A 17237-nucleotide genomic window follows, 5' to 3' on the forward strand; every position below is an offset into this window, starting at 1 on the left:
TAGTTTGGGCTTAAGCTTTTTCTTGCGCTTTCACTTCGTTCCAGAGTGCATCCATTTCCGTCAGGGACATATCATTGAGTTGTTTCCCCTGTTGGAGTGCCATGATTTCCATTTCCTGGAAGCGGCGCTGGAACTTCTTGTTGGTACGTTCCAGGGCATTTTCAGCATCCACATTCAGGAATCGGGAGTAGTTGACCAGGGAGAACATCACATCACCGAATTCTGCTTCAATATGATCCTGGTTGCCGGTTTCAATGGCTTCTTCCAGCTCAGCGAGTTCTTCTTTTATTTTATCCATTACCTGTCCGTTATTTTCCCATTCGAAGCCGGTTTGTTTGGCCTTTTCCTGAATACGCATGGCTTTTACCAATGCCGGCAAGGCTTTGGGCACGCCACCGAGGACGGATTTTTTACCCTCTTTAAGCTTTAGTTTCTCCCAGTTTTGTTTTACTTCTTCTTCATCCTCCACTTTTACATCGCCGTAGATGTGTGGGTGGCGGTGGATGAGTTTTTCGCAGACGCCGTTGATGACATCGTTGATATCGAATTGTTGTTGTTCTGCACCTATTTTAGCATAGAAAACCATGTGGAGCATCAGGTCGCCCAGTTCTTCCTTAATGGCCTGCCAGTTTTCGTCTGTGATGGCATCTGCGAGTTCATAGGTTTCTTCTATGGTCAGTTGCCGGAGGGATTGAATGGTTTGTTTTTTATCCCAGGGGCATTTTTCCCGCAGGTCGTCCATGATCTTCAGCAGTCTGTCGAAAGTAGCGTTGTTTTCCATATGCCGTAAAAGTAGTTAAAAATGTGCATCAGGGAGGGCTGAGACAGCAATATCCATGCTAAAAACTGTTAATTTCTTTTTCTTGGGAAAAAGGCCTTTTTAATTACATTTGCGAGCTACAATTAAGCGATTGTTTTTTTGCTATAGTCGTACGACAAGTACCTGTAGTATTGAAATACATCCCAAAATGAATTAACATGAATTCGAAACACATTGCACTGATTTCATCCGAATTAGGTATCTCGGCCAAACAGGCGGAGAATACCATGAACCTGTTATCTGAAGGATCAACAGTACCATTCATTTCACGTTACCGAAAAGAGGTTACCGGAAGTCTGGATGAGGTGCAGATTGGCCGGATAGAGGACCTGCAGAAGCGCTACAAAGAGGTGGATGAGCGTCGTGAATTTATTATCAAGACGATCACAGATCAGGAGAAAATGACGCCTGAGCTGTTGGAAAAGATTGAATCTACCTGGGTGTTAGCGGAGCTGGAGGACATTTACCTGCCTTACAAGCCTAAACGTAAAACCCGTGCCACTGTGGCGATTGAGAAAGGGCTGGAGCCGCTGGCAAAGTTACTTTTTGATCAACAGGATGGCGATGTGTCGGCCGCGGAGCAATACCTGAATGAGCAGGTAGCTTCATCAGAGGAGGCGCTGAAAGGTGCAAGGGATATTATTGCTGAGTGGATCAATGAAAATGCCGAGTGCAGAGACAAGCTGCGTAAGCTGTTTACCCATACCGGCAAGCTGACCTCCAAAGTGGTGGAAGGCAAAGAGGAAGAGGGCAATAAATACAAGGATTATTTTGAGTTTTCAGAGGATTTGAAGGATATGCCATCCCATCGGGTGCTGGCGATCCTGCGTGCTGAAACGGAAGGTATATTATTCAGTTCCATTGCTCCTGTTGAGGAAGATGCTATGGACATCCTGAACAAGCAATTTGTAACTGGCAAAGGTACGGCTGCTGAGCAGGTAGGGAAAGCTGCAGCAGATGCTTATAAGCGTTTATTGCGTCCTTCCCTGGAAAATGAGTTCCGTGCGGGCGCCAAAGACAAAGCGGACGCCGAGGCGATCGAGGTATTTGCGGAGAACCTGCGTCAGCTGTTGCTGGCGGCTCCTTTGGGGCCTAAAGCGGTGATTGCCATTGACCCGGGATACAGAACCGGTTGTAAGGTGGTAGCGCTGGACAACCAGGGTAACATGCTGGATCATGATGTGATTTTCCCGCTGGAAAAGAACTATAAGAGAGATGATGCAGAGGCCCTGTTGCGTAAATGGGTGCAAAAGTATGACACTGCTGCTATTGCGGTGGGTAATGGTACCGCAGGCCGTGAGACGGAAGAATTTGTAAAAAAGATAGATTTTGGCCAGAAAATCAACGTTTTCATGGTAAATGAAAGCGGTGCATCTGTTTATTCTGCTTCTGAGGTGGCTCGTGAAGAGTTCCCGGATCAGGATGTGACCGTGCGTGGTGCAGTTTCTATTGGCCGCAGGCTGATAGATCCGCTGGCTGAGCTGGTAAAGATCGATCCTAAATCCATCGGCGTGGGTCAGTACCAGCATGATGTGAATCAGTCGCACCTGAAACAGAGCCTGGACCGCGTGGTGGTAAGCTGCGTAAACAACGTGGGTGTGAACCTGAACACGGCTTCCAAGCACCTGCTGGCTTATATTTCCGGCCTGGGTCCTTCCCTGGCGGAGAACATTGTAAAATACAGAAAAGAAAACGGCGCATTCAGAAACCGTAAGGAACTGAAGAAAGTGCACCGTTTGGGCGATAAGGCGTTTGAGCAGTGCGCGGGCTTTTTGCGTATTGAAAACGGGGACAATCCGCTGGACAACAGTGCGGTGCACCCTGAGCGTTATCCGCTGGTAGAAGAGATTGCATCCAAGCAGCACCTGAGCGTACAGGACCTGATGGGTAAGGAAGACCTGCGTAAGCAGATCAACCTAAAAGACTTCATCAAGGAAGATGTAGGTATGGTGACGCTGGAAGACATCCTGAAGGAGCTGGCTAAGCCCAGCCGCGATCCCCGTGATGAGATCAGCATTTTTGAATATGCCGAAGGTATTCACAAGATTGAGGATGTGAAGCCGGGAATGGTATTACCGGGTGTGGTTACCAATATTACTGCCTTTGGTGCCTTTGTGGACATTGGAGTGAAGCAGGACGGGCTGGTACATATTTCCCACCTTTCCAACAAATTCATCAGCAACCCTAATGAGGCGGTAAAACTGAATCAGAAAGTACAGGTAACTGTGCTGGAGGTGGATGCAATGCGCAAGCGTATTTCCTTGTCCATGAAGGACAATGAGAAAGGCGGCGGTGGCAACCAGGGCCAGGCTGGTGGTCAGCGTAAGGAAAGAAGAGAGAAGCCTGCGCAGAAAGAGGCACCGCTGAACGACTTCCAGGCTAAGCTGGCGGCGTTGAAGAACAAGTTCAATTAATTACGTTTTTTAATAAAAAAAGCCCCCTTTTCCGGCATTTCTGTGGAAAAGGGGGCTTTTTTTATGGAGTAATTTATGGGCGTGACCGTTTGAATTTGCTCATCCAGGTGCGGAGCTGTTTGGGGTAGTGCGTATCTCCTTTTTCACTGAAAATGCGGAGCTTATGTTCGACCGCCAGGCCAACGTAGATGATATCATCGTCCATATCCACGGCGATGGCGGCGGCGTCAGACTCTCTTTCACCGGGCTCGTAGCCTTCATCGAAGAGGACGTTATCTTCTATTTCAAGTGGCGGGGTGACTTTAAATCGCTCGAGGAATTCCTGGTGATTTTTGGGTCCCAGCAGTTTGGCCATTCGGGATTTGAGTGGTTCTTTGTTGAGGATATCTGCATCTTCCGGGTATTGGCCTTCCATGGTGGCGAAGGAGGTCCAGGAGCTGATAATTTCTGCGTGGATGGTATCGGCCACCGTTTTCATGGTATCTAATTGCGGCGGGGTGAGATCATCCGCCAGCACGATGGCGCGTACCTGTTGCACTCGGCTGTTGCAGGCTGTTTGGGTAACGATACCGCCGAGGCATATGGCTAGGAGCAGCAGCCGGGCGGGTAAAGGATGTTCGTTTTGCATAAGTTGATAGTTTCCAGTGCCAAACAGGTACCACCATCCGGTTTGACAAGGTCTAGTGGGTTAACAACTCAAATAATAAAAAGTTTAATAATATTAATTAGCGGCCTTTGAAATCCGGCGTCCGTTTTTCCATGAAGGCCTGCATACCTTCTTTCTGGTCATCGGATGCGAAGAGGAGGTAGAAGTTTTTTCGTTCGAAGTGGAGGCCTTCTTCCAGGGTGGAGTCGAAGGCTTTGAGTACGGCTTCTTTGGCCATTTTGATGGCGATGGGGCTCATGGCGGCTACTTCAGCGGCGAGCTTAATGGCTTCGCTGAGGAATAGTTCTGTGGGCACGATGCGGTTGATGAGGCCGGCCTGGTGGGCTTCCTGTGCGGTAATGAACCTGCCGGTGAGCACCATTTCCATGGCGAGGGCTTTACCAACGGCGCGGGTGAGTCGCTGTGTACCGCCGGCGCCCGGGATAACGCCGAGTTTAATTTCCGGCTGTCCGAACCGGGCGGTTTCGCTGGCTACGATCATATCACAGAGCATGGTAAGTTCGCAGCCGCCGCCGAGGGCGAATCCGCTCACGGCGGCGATAATGGGTTTCTTTATTTTTTTGATGGTATCCCAGGTACTGAACTGGTCGATATTATACATATCGATGGCGGTTTTGCCGGCCATTTGTTTGATATCGGCGCCTGCGGCAAAGGCTTTTTCGTTGCCGGAGAGCACGATAGCGCGTACCTGGTCATCCGCATCCAGTTGTTTGAGTGCATCACGTAGTTCGCCCATCAGTTCGAGGTTGAGGGCGTTGAGCTCTTTGGGTCTGTTGAGCTGGATGTGGGCCACATGTGGGACCACTTGTTGGTGTATGATAATAAATTGAGGTTGCATTTGTAAACTTACAAAATTAATGCAACAAGGAAACCCATTACTATCGTCATTACCCCTAATACCATTAACACGTATGATATCCAGAGTAATGAGGCTTTCCAGATGCTGCGCCGCCACGACTGGCCGTAGTTGTTGTACAGGGCTACTACCAGGTAACCGAATATCAGCCAGTTGGCCCAGGTAATACCGTTTGCACCGGGGAATATGGACATGATGATTACTGCCAGCAGGTAGAGGATGAACATAAATGAATGGAAGTGCAGCGCAAAGATGGCGAAATCTGCATATACCCATTTTTTCTGTTTCCGGTACATCCATTTCATCAGGAGTGCTGCCAGAGGTAACAACAGGAACATGACTTTGGGCGCATTATGTTTGAAGTACTCCCACATGAGTTCCCGGACGGCTTCCTGGTTGGGGATTCGGCCTTTTACGAAGTCTCTGACGAATAAAGTCCTGCGCTTCAGGTTGGCGTAATATTTATTATCGCGTTGTGCGGGCGGGAGCTTTGCCTGCTCGTCGTCGTAGCTTTTTGTTTCAGTACCGGCGAGGGAAAACAGTGGCTTTTCGTGACCATGACCCGTTGCAATGGCCGGGTGGTCCGTTGCCGAATCGGAGGAGGCTGAATCATGTGTGTGTGCCATGATCGGCTGTTCCGTGCCTTTTGTTTTTTCTGTGGTAAGAATTGAATCTCTCTTTAAATTATTATGGCTGGTATCACTTACAGGTGCAGCATGATAGCGATAACCGTGCACTGTATCTCCTTCAGCTATAATTCTTGTTGTAAATTCCTGTTTTTCCTTTTTAGGTGCAGGATCCTCCTCAATTTCGATGTCCCTGTCCCAGTTTTTAGACAGGACGCCGAAGGCTGTCAGAAAGAAGACGAAAGAGACGAACACATAGAGTTTAATTGGGTTTACGTAGCGTACCCTTCTGCCGGCCATATATTCCCTGGTAAGGAATCCGGGGCGGATCATGAGATATTTGAGTGTGATCAGGAACTGGCTGTCGTAGTGAAAGATATCCGCTACAAAATGTTTTACCAGGTGGCCGAATGTTTCATGTTGTACGGTATTTTCCTGGCCACAATGGGTACAGTATCTTTCTGGCACTTCGTATCCGCAGTTCAGACAGTGTTTGTCTTCACGTAAGGGTTGAGTTCTCACAAGCGATTTAGATTATTGGCGGGCTAAAGATATAAAATTAATCGGCATATGGCTAAGGTCGGCGGGAAAATCAAACATCTGAAAAATTTTAAATTGAATTTTACGTTTAATTTGCAGACGCAAAAGCGTAGTAACCTATTCATGAAGAGAACAATAGCAATTTTGATAGGCTTTTTGGGCATTGCCACTACAGCCAGCAGTCAGTATTATTTCCAGGACATTGTGAATACACAGCGCACGGTTGCTAACATGGCGGTGTTGAAGCAGCAGAAGGTGACGGCGCAGATGGTGCAGACCTTTGATCCGGGGATGCAGCCGGACAAGGATTTCAGGTGTGTGCGGCTGGTGAGTCCTACGGGACATCAGTTGCGATCTGTGACAAACAGCAGCGCTACGGGGTATGAGGTGCTGGTGAGTACGTTTTCCTCTAAAGGGTTGCTGACTAAAACGGTAGACAGTACGGATGCGAGCATTACGATTACCCAGTACCGTTATGATGAGCAGGGTAAGCTGGTGCTGGTGAGCAGCAGTTCACAGGCGACTGCGAGCAAGCTGAAGTTCGAGGAAACGCGCAGTTATGCGTATGATACTGCGGGCAGACTGCAGCGGATGATACGCAGGAAGAGTGCGACCAATGATTCGCTGGTGGTGGTGTTTAAGACTGACAGTGCGGGGCATGTGACAGAAGAGCAGCCGGCGATGGGTAAGCGTACGTATTATAATTACGATGCAAATGGTCAGTTGACCGACATATACAGTTACAACGCAGTGAGAAAGCGTATGTTGCCGGACTATATGTTTGAATATGAGGGTGGGTTGCTGAAGAAGATGACGTCGGTAAATGTGGCCAGTTCTGAGTATACTATCTGGGAGTACAGTTACCAGGCGAGCGGGTTACCGGACCGTGAAAGCTGCTATGGCAAAGGGAAGGAGCTGTTAGGGATGGTAAAGTACAATTATACTTTTAATCAGTAATGCATAAAAATCTTTGAATCATCTGAAAAAAAATTTGTAAATTCAAAAAGATTCCTATCTTTGCAATCCCAACGAAAAACGCCATGAGCGGGGATTGGAGGGAAAAAGTTCTTTTAGAAAAGCGGAAGTAGCTCATTTGGTAGAGCACGACCTTGCCAAGGTCGGGGTGGCCGGTTCGAGCCCGGTCTTCCGCTCTGAATCCTCTTGTTAGGATTTGATACCCTGGTGGTGGAATTGGTAGACACGCTGGACTTAAAATCCAGTTCGCAGCAATGCGAGTGTGGGTTCAACTCCCATCTGGGGTACTTCATCAGAACTGGCGTTCTGAAAATTGCTGAAAGGCATCGCGAGAGCGGTGCCTTTTTTGTTTTATGCGAATACTGATTGAAACTTATGTTTCCCTCTATATTGCAAGAAAGACTTAGAGGTCAACTTTAGAGCGAGGACATCTCTTTATTAATGGTATTTAGAGCCGTCAAAATTGCCCAAAAGATTTTCTTCAACAGGATTATCTAATGGAATATTCTTCTCCTTACAATAGGCTTCGGATTCTGTTTCGGAAACAAAGAAAGGATCACAAAAATTAGCCAGTTCCTTATTCAATGCAGATATATATTTAGCATCCGCCGTAATATACTTTTCCACCTGCTCTACAAAACGTTCAAATTCAGGATTAATCTTACAAAGCTTATCAATAGTAACAAAATCGAGATCCTTATATTTTGCGGGCAAAACTATTTCACTCTCAAATGGATTGCTGCTTAGGCGGATTATACCAATTCCAAATGCCTGATTCAGGCGCTTCACCTCGTCCATCAATACATCGCTGAGTTCAAAAGTCACCAGGTAACCATAGTTAGCCCAACTAGAATTGGAGACTGCCTGAAAAAAACACTTTTTCAGTTCGTAATCCGTTTTAATTTCTTTTTTTATTTCATAAGCCGTCAACTCGAATGTGCCAAGCCTGTTAATTGCCTTCAGAAATGCTAAACTCGTTTGCGTATGTAAATTGAGGAATCTTATCCCAATCATGTCCGGGTGAATCCATTTTTGGTGGCTATCCTTCGAATTGGACTGCTCATGAAAAATAGTCTTGGAATAAACACCTGTTGAATTAAGAAAACTACTCAACAACTTATGCAGGCTTCTTTCGTCGAAACTTCGGTTTCCGGCTGTTACAGGCAATGAAGATGCACTAGCATTTTCTATACTATTTACGGATTCTAGTGCCTCAATGCTGATTTCACTCTCAAATTTCGTCAGGAAATAAGTGTAGTCGCCTCCTTTTTGCGGTATTCTTTTTACCCTGGAATCGCGGTTGCGAATAAAATTGCCAAGTAATGCGGAGACAGTAGATGCAGGTGTTTTTGCATCTTTAAAATCATAATAATTCTTTTCCTTGATTCTTTTATAAACATCCAAGTAGTTAGCCGGAGTCTTAATTTCCTCAAGAGAGGTTATTATAGCATCATTTAAAGTCATTCCTATATATTTTCTAAGATGATATAACGACGATTCTTTATAAAACAAAAAGAATAGTGCTTGTAAATCAGAGGCCCTATCCTTCTCACTTAAGTAATGCCTATGCCTTTTTAGCTGCCAGACTCGAAATAATAGCCCTAAAACTTTCTAACCCTGCCTCCAAATTTTCCACAATGTCCTCTGCCAATTCATCAGGATCTGGCAGGTTATCTAAATCCGCCAGGGATTTATCTTTCAACCAGGTAATATCAAGATTTGTTTTATCTCTTGCCACCACCTCATCATAAGAGAATTTCCGCCATCTGCCTTCCGGATTAGTTTCGCTGAATGTTTCTTTTCGTTTATGGCGATTCAACGGATTATAGCAGGTGATAAAATCGCTAAGATCTTCCAGTTTAAGCGGATTCTTTTTTAAGGTATGATGCACATTAGTTCTATAATCATACACCCACACTTCTTTGGTCCATGGATCTTTGCTTGCTGGTTTGCCATCAAAGAAAAGTACGTTTGCTTTTACCCCATTGGCATAAAAGATACCAGTTGGTAATCGTAGTATTGTATGTAGATCTGTTGTTTCTAATAATTTTTTTCTGATAGTTTCTCCTGCTCCGCCTTCAAACAAGACATTATCTGGCAAAACCACCGCAGCGAGGCCTGTTGTTTTCAACATGGATTTAATATGCTGCACAAAGTTCAATTGCTTGTTACTAGTGGTTACCCAGAAGTCCTGACGGTTATAAGTAAGGTCTTCCTTCTCCTGCTCTCCTTCTTCATTGGTGAAAGTCATGCTACTTTTCTTTCCGAAAGGGGGATTGGCGAGAATATAATCATAGCGGGTCTCTGGTGCAGAGATCAATGAATCATTAGGAGATATCATGACCTGTTCGCTATCAATATCACCTATATTATGAAGGAACATATTCATTAGCGCCAATCGTCTCGTGCTGGCCACAATTTCGTTGCCGAAGAAAGTGTTGTATTTCAGGAATTGCTTCTGGCCTTTGTCCAACGATAGGTTATCTGTCATCCAATCATAGGCGGCCAAAAAGAAACCACCTGTTCCACACGCCGGATCCGCTATTGTTTTCAGGGGCTCAGGACGGAGACATTCTACCATCGCTTTAATCAGTGGCCTCGGGGTAAAATACTGCCCGGCGCCGCTTTTGGTATCTTCTGCGTTTTTCTCCAACAGACCTTCATAAATATCTCCCTTGTCTTTCACTCCCATCAGCACCCATTGCTCTGCGTTTATCAATGCAATGAGCTTATAGAGCTTGGCAGGATCTGTTATTTTATTCTGGCTTTTGGTGAATATTTGTCCAAGAATACCTTTCTCTTTTGCCAGTTCACGCAACAAATGATTGTAATGCACTTCCAGCTCATCGCCGGTTTTATTAGTTAATGTCTGCCAGTTATAGGCTGCAGGAATAGGCATTTTCCTGTTGTGTGGCGGGTGAGTATATTCATCTGCCATTTTCAGGAATAACAGGTATGTTAACTGTTCCAGGTAGTCTCCGTAACCTACGCCGTCATCTCTTAACGTATTACAAAACGCCCATACTTTGCTGACAATACTGGAAGTATTGACAGACTTGTTCTCTGCTGATATATTTTTTTCTGTTGATTTCTTTGCCATGACGGTTCCGTTAGATTAATTTTCCTTCGAATGCTTTTTTGAGAATGGATTGTTTCAGTGTTTCTGCTTGTTGCAGGCTTTGGGTGATGGTTTCTTCGAGTTTGTCGGCGACGCTGAGTCGGGATTCGATGGCTTGGACAACTTCTAGCTGCTCATCAATGGGCGCAAGTGGAATCGGATAAGTTTTCAGCTTGGTTCCATTAATATTTGATTGATTTACACCAAAGCTTCTAACAGAATTTCCATAGGATCTAGCTTTGTGACTATTTAAATAAAAGGTTAGATACTCAGCATCAATTAATGATTTAATTCTATTAATTCTAATAAGGTATCCAGCAAAGATTGCCGGCCGTTCGCCCCTAAATAAAGCAGTTTTCCCCACAAGTTCAGCGCTGTTTGTTCGATTAAATAGTACATCCCCTTTTTTGAGCAAATATTTATCTATTTCAGCTTTATCATCAGTATAAACTAAATCGCTCCAATCAAACCTTCCATTTTGGATGTTCCCCATTCTTAGTACAGGAACCTCTCCTTGTTCTTTGGATTTGGTAGACGAGCCGTATTCTACATCTGTGCAAAGATCCCCTAACATGACCCATCTCCAGTCTTTAGGCAACTCACCTTTCCTTAAATCCACATTCGTTAATCTCCCTTCAAATGCCCATTTCAACACACTTTGTCGATATGTTTTTAATTGCTGCTGAGCTTTATGCAGACTTTCAACACCTTTATCCAATTCACTAAAGAGTTCTTCAATTTTGGAGACGATGGCTTGTTGAGTATTAATTGGGGGCATTACAAAATCAATACTCTTTAACCTTGATTGATTAATTGAGGATTGATTTACAGATTTCTGGGCAACATTAATAAACTCACCATTTCTTCTCTTATATTTAAATTGATAGTAAAAATAATCAGCCAAAACTCCAGCCTTTAGTCTTATCAACAAAAGATTAGTACCATGTATTAAGATACTTGTCTGACTTTTGAATATCGCAGTTTTGCCTAAATGAAAATCACTGTTAATGTGGCTAAATAATATATCATTGTACCTTAACGAATATTTAGCTACAAAATCAGGGTCTTTTTCAGAAATATACTTAACCCTTTCCAAATCAATCGTTTCATTCCAAATTGTTTCAATCCTCGAAATCGGAAAGCCTATATTTATATCCGACTGTTTAACGTTAGCTCCATTGGAAATCCTTTCACAAACATCTCCCAATTTAACCCATTTCCAGTCTTTTGGAAATTGTAAGTCATTTTTACTTCTGGTCATTCTTTATTTAATATTGTGCAATAGTATTCAAAATCAAAAAAATTACGCCGCCAACACCTCATTCAACTCCTCTATAATCTCCTCCGTCTTCTCCCCAAACAACTGCCACATCCTTCCCAGTCCGCCATTTCTATTAAACGGGTCCAGTTCAAAATCGTCTTTATCCAGGTGGAAGCTGGCTGCCACATAGTCTTTGATCATCCGTAACCATTGCATTTGTTCTTCCGTAAACTTCGTAGTAGTTCCTGCTTGTTTTTTAAACACCCAGGTCTGAAAATTTCTATCTACTACTTTATCATAACCGGTGAGGTTAGCATCGATACCGCTGACTTTACGAATCAGGCTCACTAACGCCATTAACTCATTTTTTGGATCGCCATTGGTTTGCTTTAATTGCTCAAAAGCACGCCAAACGCTCAAAGGCGCCAACAAAGGCTGTTCCGTTTTGAGTTTCTCGCTGAGATCTCTAATCATGGAATAGGTCAACTCCCGGCGACGGTATGGTTGATCATAAAAGATTTCCAATGCCGTAATTTCATCCTTGTTGGCCTCTATCCACGCCGTAAAGTTACTAATAGTCAATTCGGCGGCAGCATCCATATCTTTCACCCAACCGATATTGGTTACCTCATCCATGTTAATATGGTCAATAATCTGGTCATACTTTTTTCGAACATCGACGATAAAATTCCGGAGATCAGGATTGTCAAAGACGGCGACTGCCTGTTCAATGAGCTGTTGTTTGGCCTGCGCAATAGTATCCTCAATTTTCACAGGAGGCTCCCCCACTAGTTGTTCCTTTGTATTTTCTTCAATATTGAAGTGTACATCCGGATCATACGCATTCAAAAGATTCCTGACAACCTGGCTAATAGTTTGTCCATTTGCCTGGGCCGCGAAGTTAACTTTTTCTTTATCATTAATCTGCTTTTCCAGTCTTAACAAACGATTAGCTAATGTAGAAAGAATTTCTTCAGTGGTATTGCCCATAGCAACATTTTGCAATACATCTTTCAGGCTCATACCTGGAGACCTTTCCAGTGGCCGGCTATCTGTTTTTTGAGACGCCTCTACGCCTATTGCGTCAATGATTACGAAATGATCTTTCGTAAATTTTGCAGACGGGGTACCCGTTGCTCTCAACTGCTCCAGGGAACAGGTGCGGGTTCCACGGCCTTTCATTTGTTCATAATAACTACGGCTTTTCACATCCCGCATAAATATCAGTACTTCCAGCGGACGTATATCGGTACCCGTGGCTATCATATCTACAGTAACAGCAATTCGGGGATAATAGTCGTTGCGGAATTGGGAAAGCACCTCTTTAGGGTCATCTTCACTGCGATAGGTGATTTTCTTGCAAAACTTATTACCCTCCCCAAACTCTTCCCGTACTATTTCTATAATATCTTCAGCATGGGAGTCAGTTTTAGCAAATATCAACGTCTTGGGCACTTCAAAATTATCATCCTTGTCCTTCCTGTCCGGAAATATAGCCGGTAGATTCTCTTTTACAGCACGGATAATAGTTCTGATAGTACTGGGGTTGACAATATCCTTATCCAGTTGTTTCCCACTGTATTCAATATCTTCATCAACAGCTTCCCAGAACTTTTTTCTGGTTAGCCGTTCGCGTTTATCCACACTTTCCCCTAATTTAATTTTACTCCCTTGTTGGGTGATCTTTGTTTGAACGGTGAAAACATTATAAGGCACCAACACCCCATCAATTACCGCTTTTTCATAACCATAGTCGCTTACAAGGTTTTGCTTGAAATATCCGAAGGTTCTATTATCCGGGGTGGCAGTCAGCCCCACCTGGAATACATCGAAATAGTCAAGTACCTGTTTCCAAAGGTTATAAATACTACGGTGGCATTCATCAATGATGATGAAATCAAAAAACTCCGGAGGTACTTTTTCGTTGTAGACTACAGGTAATGGATCCTTGGATTGGGCCCTCTCATTGGGATTTTGTTCCTCCACACTTTCATCCAACTCTACTCCTTTTAATATGGAGTACATACGTTGAATGGTACTGATATATACCTGGTTGTCGGCTGGGATGAAACTGCTTTTCAACCTGGTTACACCGTATAACTCTGTAAATTTTCGGTTGTCATCATTAGGCACATAAGCCATGAACTCCTGTTCCGCCTGTTCTCCCAAATTCTTTGTATCAACCAGAAATAATATACGTTTAGCTTTAGCATATTTCAGTAGCCGATAAACAGCCGTAATAGCTGTGAATGTTTTGCCAGACCCTGTAGCCATTTGGATCAATGCCTTTGGTCTGGCGTCTTTAAATGACTTTTCAAGGTTAACAATCGCGGTGATCTGGCAATCCCGAAGGCCATCGTGTAATAACGAAGGCAAATCATGTAGCCGTGTTCTTAAAGATTTGGTATCCCGTAACCATTCGACAAATGTTTCGGGACGGTGGAAGCTGAAGACCTCTCTGGAGCGAGGCTTACTATCCCTATAATCCGTGAATCTGGTAATATCCCCGGTACTTTCGTAGACAAATGGTAGCGGATCATTCTCGCAAAACTTGAGCTTTGCCTTGGCGTATCCCTCACTTTGCGCTTCATGAATTGACATATGGACAGCCTCTTCCGCCCGTTTGGCTTCTATAATTCCAACCGGTTTTCTATTTACAAACAATACATAATCTGCAGGCCCCACGTCCGTTTGATATTCACGGATCGCAATGCCGATGCCCTCACTGAGGTTAATTCTGGATTTATCCTGAATGATCCATCCGCTCCTAACCAGTTCAGCATCAATTTGTTCACGGGCTTTTTGTTCAGGGTTTAGGTTCAAGGTCGAAAAGAATTAATTTTCAAAATAACCAAAATTATCTAATTGACAATAATGTTATCTAGTATGATTTACGACAAATTATGTCACGAAATAGCATTTCACGACATAATTTGTCGTAAATTTCAGCAAAAGATGAAAAAGCCATGATTTCAGAGAAAGCCACCCTTCTAAAAGCCATTGCAGAATTTCCAGATGGAGCTTCACTTGATGAGATTATTGCTACAAGTGGCTTCAGCTTCGGCCGTCGTACATTTCAACGCAGATTAGAGGAATTGAAAAAGTCCGGCGAAATAATAATAACCGGAGCTACCCGGAACCTGCGCTACCATATAGCCGCTCCAGACTTCTCTGCAACCAAGCTCCCTTCCAGTGCCATCACTTTATCGGAAGCTGCCCAAGAGCTATTGAAATTGGTTCAACGCCCTGTTCAACAGCGCCAGCCAGTCGGCTACAACCGTAGTTTTCTCGAAAAATATCAGCCTAATATCAGCAACTATTTATCTACGGCAGAACTGAAAAAATTGGCAGAACTAGGTGGTACAGCCCGATTAAATGAACCAGCTGGCACTTATGCAAAAGAAATCCTGAACAGATTATTAATAGACTTATCCTGGAACTCCAGCCGTCTGGAAGGTAATACCTATTCTCTCCTGGACACTGAAAGATTGATTTCTTCAGGGCATGTAGCAGACAACAAGTCTGCGAAAGAAGCCCAAATGATCCTGAATCACAAGGACGCTATCGAATTTATTGTACAACTAGCAGATGAAATTGGATTTAACAGGTATACGCTGCTAAACCTTCATTCCTTGTTATCCAACAACCTTTTACCCAACCCCGCTGCATCAGGGAGGCTAAGACATATTGCTGTAGGCATTCAAAACAGCGTATATACTCCACTGGCTGTTCCCCAACTCATTGAGGAAATGTTTGATTTGATGCTTGACAAAGCCTCTCAAATCGAGAATCCCTTTGAACAGGCATTTTTCATCATGGTACATATACCTTATTTACAGCCATTCGATGATGTAAATAAAAGAGTATCCAGATTAGCATCTAACATTTCACTGAATAAACATAACCTGGCACCCTTATCCTTCATTGATGTGCCGAATGAATTGTATACAAAGGGCCTTATCGGAGTTTATGAGCTAAATAACGTTGAGCTATTGAAAGATGTCTTTCTCTGGGCTTATGAACGTTCAGCCGCCCAATATGCTGTACTCAGACAATCATTAGGGGAACCAGATCCATTCCGGTTTAAATACCGCGATCAAATCAGATCCATCATCCATAAAATAATATCTGAGGCAATGGCCAAATCCCAGGTAGAGCCATACATAAATGATCAGGCACAGGAATTACCAGAGGTAGATAGAAATAAGTTAATCGAAGTGGTAGAATCAGAGTTACTAACGCTACATGAGGGGAATTTTGCCAGATACCTGGTTCGCCCCTCCGAATTCAAGAAATGGCAGGAAAAATGGAAATATTAAATTTGATACCAATCAGTGCGGCCACTGTCCGGTCATTTTATGGGACAATGTTGCACTGTTTTGCCTCTTATACATAGTTTAAATTTTCAAAATGTAATCGTACAAGGACTTGGTTACTTCCCCACACAAATAACAATCCTGTCAGTACCGGCAAATACCAGGTTGGGGTGCCGATTCACCAGCAAAAACATTTCATTATTATGATCAATTACCCGGTAATCTGAAAGCTCTTTCGGTAGTTCCAGGGCTATAAGCTGTTTACTATCCAACTCTAGTAATTGCTGTTTATTTTTCCAATCGTCTGATTTAAATGCTGGCGTGAGTATGGCATACCTGCCTGAGGAAGAGAATGTACATTCTTTACCTCCTTTTTTACCCTCTTTGGATAACCTTCCCAGAGAAAATAATGTCTCTTTTATCGTTCCTTTATCATCGACAGTACTTAATTCTGAATACTCCATTCCCGGCTTTAAATAACCGCCATCTCTGTCGCCGATCCCGTACAGGAAGGAAACGCCGCCTTTATTTAGCGCATGCAAGATCGTACATGGTTTCTGCGGCTTATCGAAACTTTCGTTTTCCAGGGCGATTAATTGTTTGTTATTCCAGTATTCTAAATCCAGCCAGGTGGCAGTCCCTTTATCTACATTCACTTCCAGGTTGGCTGCATATACAGGCAACATGCCAGCGTTTGTAAATAGTATAGGTATTATGTTGGTATCAGTGTTGCCGGCCGTATGGTAATTAGACAGAGGTCTGTCGAAATTTGGATACTTTATTTTAGGAAGGTGATTGGTGATAGTAATCCTGATGGGTGTAGTTTTATTGCTTTCATCATATAGCAGGACCATATCATTTTTAGAAGAATAAAGTCCTGCATAATTTTGAAAATGAAAGAAAGCGGGAGATTGGAAAACATCACAGGCCAGTTCATCTACCTTTGTTTCCACGATTTCATTTCCTTTAAACCATGCTAAGTAGCAGGTATCATCCTGTGAATAAAATCCAACAACGGTGCCTGTATGTAAGAGTACGATCCTGTGAAATTGTTTTTGTGCGGCATGCTGGATTTCAAGTGTTTGGATGGGTGCTAATATCATGATGCGTTGTTTGGGCTTGGGAGGTGGAATGCACGAAGTGTTGGGCATTAGCTATGACTCCATTCATCCTTATGAAAAAAAATTTCCATCATTAAAGATAATGACTTCCCTCAAATCACCGATTACTAATCTCTCCCCGGATCAGTTCAAAGTATTCAGAAGGCTGATCTTCAAATATATCTTCACCGTCCAGCATATATGCCCGCATAAAGTGCTCTTTAGCTTTATCCAGCTGCTCCCACCCAAAATATACCTGCCCAATGCAGAACCAGATATAGGGATTTCCAATTCCGTCAGGTGCTTTTAGGGCTTGCTGATACGCATCCATTGCATTTGGCAAGTCTTCTAAACTAAAATATGCATCCCCCATTGCAGTATAGAGCCATGTGGCAGCTTCCCAATCAAGCTTGGGACTGGGTAACAGGTCTAATGCCTGCTGATATTCTATTAATGCAGCACTAAACTGCTCACTTTCCGCCAGCACATCCCCTTTTTCGGAGAGTTCCAAAATGCGGTCGTATACGTCATCAGCAAGTTCCAT

At 43.7% G+C, this 17237-nt stretch carries 13 protein-coding genes and 2 tRNA genes; 5 read left to right on the forward strand and 10 right to left on the reverse strand.

All coding sequences use genetic code 11. The features are described from left to right. Window positions 1–10: 10 nt before the first annotated feature. Complete coding sequence (gene mazG, locus BUB18_RS06635; protein ID WP_073079242.1) at window positions 11–781, reverse strand: nucleoside triphosphate pyrophosphohydrolase; 771 nt, start codon at window positions 779–781, stop codon at window positions 11–13. A gap of 197 nt (window positions 782–978) precedes the next feature. Between mazG and BUB18_RS06640 the strand changes: the two genes are divergently transcribed. Then, window positions 979–3234: a Tex family protein gene (locus BUB18_RS06640; RefSeq protein ID WP_073079244.1), complete on the forward strand. Its 2256-nt coding sequence runs from the start codon at window positions 979–981 to the stop codon at window positions 3232–3234. 73 nt (window positions 3235–3307) lie between these two features. On the opposite strand, the gene BUB18_RS06645 is transcribed toward BUB18_RS06640, so the two are convergent. From BUB18_RS06645 to BUB18_RS06655, 3 genes are all read right to left on the reverse strand, one after another. Then, entirely contained in the window at window positions 3308–3862 is a 555-nt protein-coding gene (locus BUB18_RS06645) for a hypothetical protein (RefSeq protein ID WP_073079246.1), read from the reverse strand. 97 nt (window positions 3863–3959) lie between these two features. Next, the gene (locus BUB18_RS06650; RefSeq protein ID WP_073079248.1) at window positions 3960–4739 is read right to left on the reverse strand and encodes an enoyl-CoA hydratase-related protein; all 780 of its coding nucleotides are present in this window, start codon (window positions 4737–4739) and stop codon (window positions 3960–3962) included. An 8-nt stretch (window positions 4740–4747) separates the two neighbouring features. After that, entirely contained in the window at window positions 4748–5905 is a 1158-nt protein-coding gene (locus BUB18_RS06655) for a DUF3667 domain-containing protein (RefSeq protein ID WP_143159854.1), read from the reverse strand. A gap of 141 nt (window positions 5906–6046) precedes the next feature. Here BUB18_RS06655 and BUB18_RS06660 point away from each other — a divergent pair, with 141 nt between their 5' ends. The 3 genes from BUB18_RS06660 to BUB18_RS06670 all read left to right on the forward strand — a co-directional run bounded on the left by BUB18_RS06660 (window position 6047) and on the right by BUB18_RS06670 (window position 7185). Then, window positions 6047–6880, forward strand: coding sequence for a hypothetical protein (locus BUB18_RS06660; RefSeq protein WP_143159855.1), 834 nt, complete (start codon window positions 6047–6049; stop codon window positions 6878–6880). Between the two features lie 121 nt (window positions 6881–7001). Beyond that, window positions 7002–7074: transfer RNA gene (locus tag BUB18_RS06665), tRNA-Gly, on the forward strand. 25 nt (window positions 7075–7099) lie between these two features. Next, a tRNA-Leu gene (locus tag BUB18_RS06670) sits at window positions 7100–7185 on the forward strand. A 151-nt stretch (window positions 7186–7336) separates the two neighbouring features. On the opposite strand, the gene BUB18_RS06675 is transcribed toward BUB18_RS06670, so the two are convergent. From BUB18_RS06675 to BUB18_RS06690, 4 genes are all read right to left on the reverse strand, one after another. Then, window positions 7337–8362, reverse strand: coding sequence for a hypothetical protein (locus BUB18_RS06675; RefSeq protein WP_073079253.1), 1026 nt, complete (start codon window positions 8360–8362; stop codon window positions 7337–7339). A gap of 100 nt (window positions 8363–8462) precedes the next feature. Beyond that, window positions 8463–9998: a class I SAM-dependent DNA methyltransferase gene (locus tag BUB18_RS06680; RefSeq protein WP_073079255.1), complete on the reverse strand. Its 1536-nt coding sequence runs from the start codon at window positions 9996–9998 to the stop codon at window positions 8463–8465. A gap of 10 nt (window positions 9999–10008) precedes the next feature. After that, window positions 10009–11277, reverse strand: coding sequence for a restriction endonuclease subunit S (locus BUB18_RS06685; protein WP_073079256.1), 1269 nt, complete (start codon window positions 11275–11277; stop codon window positions 10009–10011). Between the two features lie 42 nt (window positions 11278–11319). Beyond that, complete coding sequence (locus BUB18_RS06690; RefSeq protein ID WP_073079258.1) at window positions 11320–14100, reverse strand: type I restriction endonuclease subunit R; 2781 nt, start codon at window positions 14098–14100, stop codon at window positions 11320–11322. 143 nt (window positions 14101–14243) lie between these two features. Here BUB18_RS06690 and BUB18_RS06695 point away from each other — a divergent pair, with 143 nt between their 5' ends. Continuing rightward, complete coding sequence (locus tag BUB18_RS06695; RefSeq protein ID WP_073079260.1) at window positions 14244–15596, forward strand: Fic family protein; 1353 nt, start codon at window positions 14244–14246, stop codon at window positions 15594–15596. 113 nt (window positions 15597–15709) lie between these two features. Here BUB18_RS06695 and BUB18_RS06700 read toward each other — a convergent pair whose 3' ends face one another. Both BUB18_RS06700 and BUB18_RS06705 read right to left on the reverse strand, forming a co-directional pair. Beyond that, a complete protein-coding gene (locus BUB18_RS06700; protein WP_073079262.1) occupies window positions 15710–16696 on the reverse strand; it encodes a hypothetical protein in 987 nt (328 codons plus the stop codon). A gap of 115 nt (window positions 16697–16811) precedes the next feature. Continuing rightward, the gene (locus BUB18_RS06705) at window positions 16812–17237 is read right to left on the reverse strand and encodes a tetratricopeptide repeat protein (protein ID WP_073079264.1); all 426 of its coding nucleotides are present in this window, start codon (window positions 17235–17237) and stop codon (window positions 16812–16814) included.

Source organism: Chitinophaga jiangningensis (assembly GCF_900142605.1).
GTDB classification, from domain to species: Bacteria; Bacteroidota; Bacteroidia; order Chitinophagales; family Chitinophagaceae; genus Chitinophaga; species Chitinophaga jiangningensis.

What these genes read in the sequence shown, in the direction of transcription:
- mazG (WP_073079242.1), bottom strand. Translation starts at nt 781, where the DNA reads ATGGAAAACAACGCTACTTTCGACAGACTGCTGAAGATCATGGACGAC.
- BUB18_RS06640 (WP_073079244.1), top strand. Translation starts at nt 979, where the DNA reads ATGAATTCGAAACACATTGCACTGATTTCATCCGAATTAGGTATCTCG.
- BUB18_RS06645 (WP_073079246.1), bottom strand. Translation starts at nt 3,862, where the DNA reads ATGCAAAACGAACATCCTTTACCCGCCCGGCTGCTGCTCCTAGCCATA.
- BUB18_RS06650 (WP_073079248.1), bottom strand. Translation starts at nt 4,739, where the DNA reads ATGCAACCTCAATTTATTATCATACACCAACAAGTGGTCCCACATGTG.
- BUB18_RS06660 (WP_143159855.1), top strand. Translation starts at nt 6,047, where the DNA reads ATGAAGAGAACAATAGCAATTTTGATAGGCTTTTTGGGCATTGCCACT.
- BUB18_RS06675 (WP_073079253.1), bottom strand. Translation starts at nt 8,362, where the DNA reads ATGACTTTAAATGATGCTATAATAACCTCTCTTGAGGAAATTAAGACT.
- BUB18_RS06680 (WP_073079255.1), bottom strand. Translation starts at nt 9,998, where the DNA reads ATGGCAAAGAAATCAACAGAAAAAAATATATCAGCAGAGAACAAGTCT.
- BUB18_RS06685 (WP_073079256.1), bottom strand. Translation starts at nt 11,277, where the DNA reads ATGACCAGAAGTAAAAATGACTTACAATTTCCAAAAGACTGGAAATGG.
- BUB18_RS06695 (WP_073079260.1), top strand. Translation starts at nt 14,244, where the DNA reads ATGATTTCAGAGAAAGCCACCCTTCTAAAAGCCATTGCAGAATTTCCA.
- BUB18_RS06700 (WP_073079262.1), bottom strand. Translation starts at nt 16,696, where the DNA reads ATGATATTAGCACCCATCCAAACACTTGAAATCCAGCATGCCGCACAA.
- BUB18_RS06705 (WP_073079264.1), bottom strand. Translation starts at nt 17,237, where the DNA reads ATGGAACTTGCTGATGACGTATACGACCGCATTTTGGAACTCTCCGAA.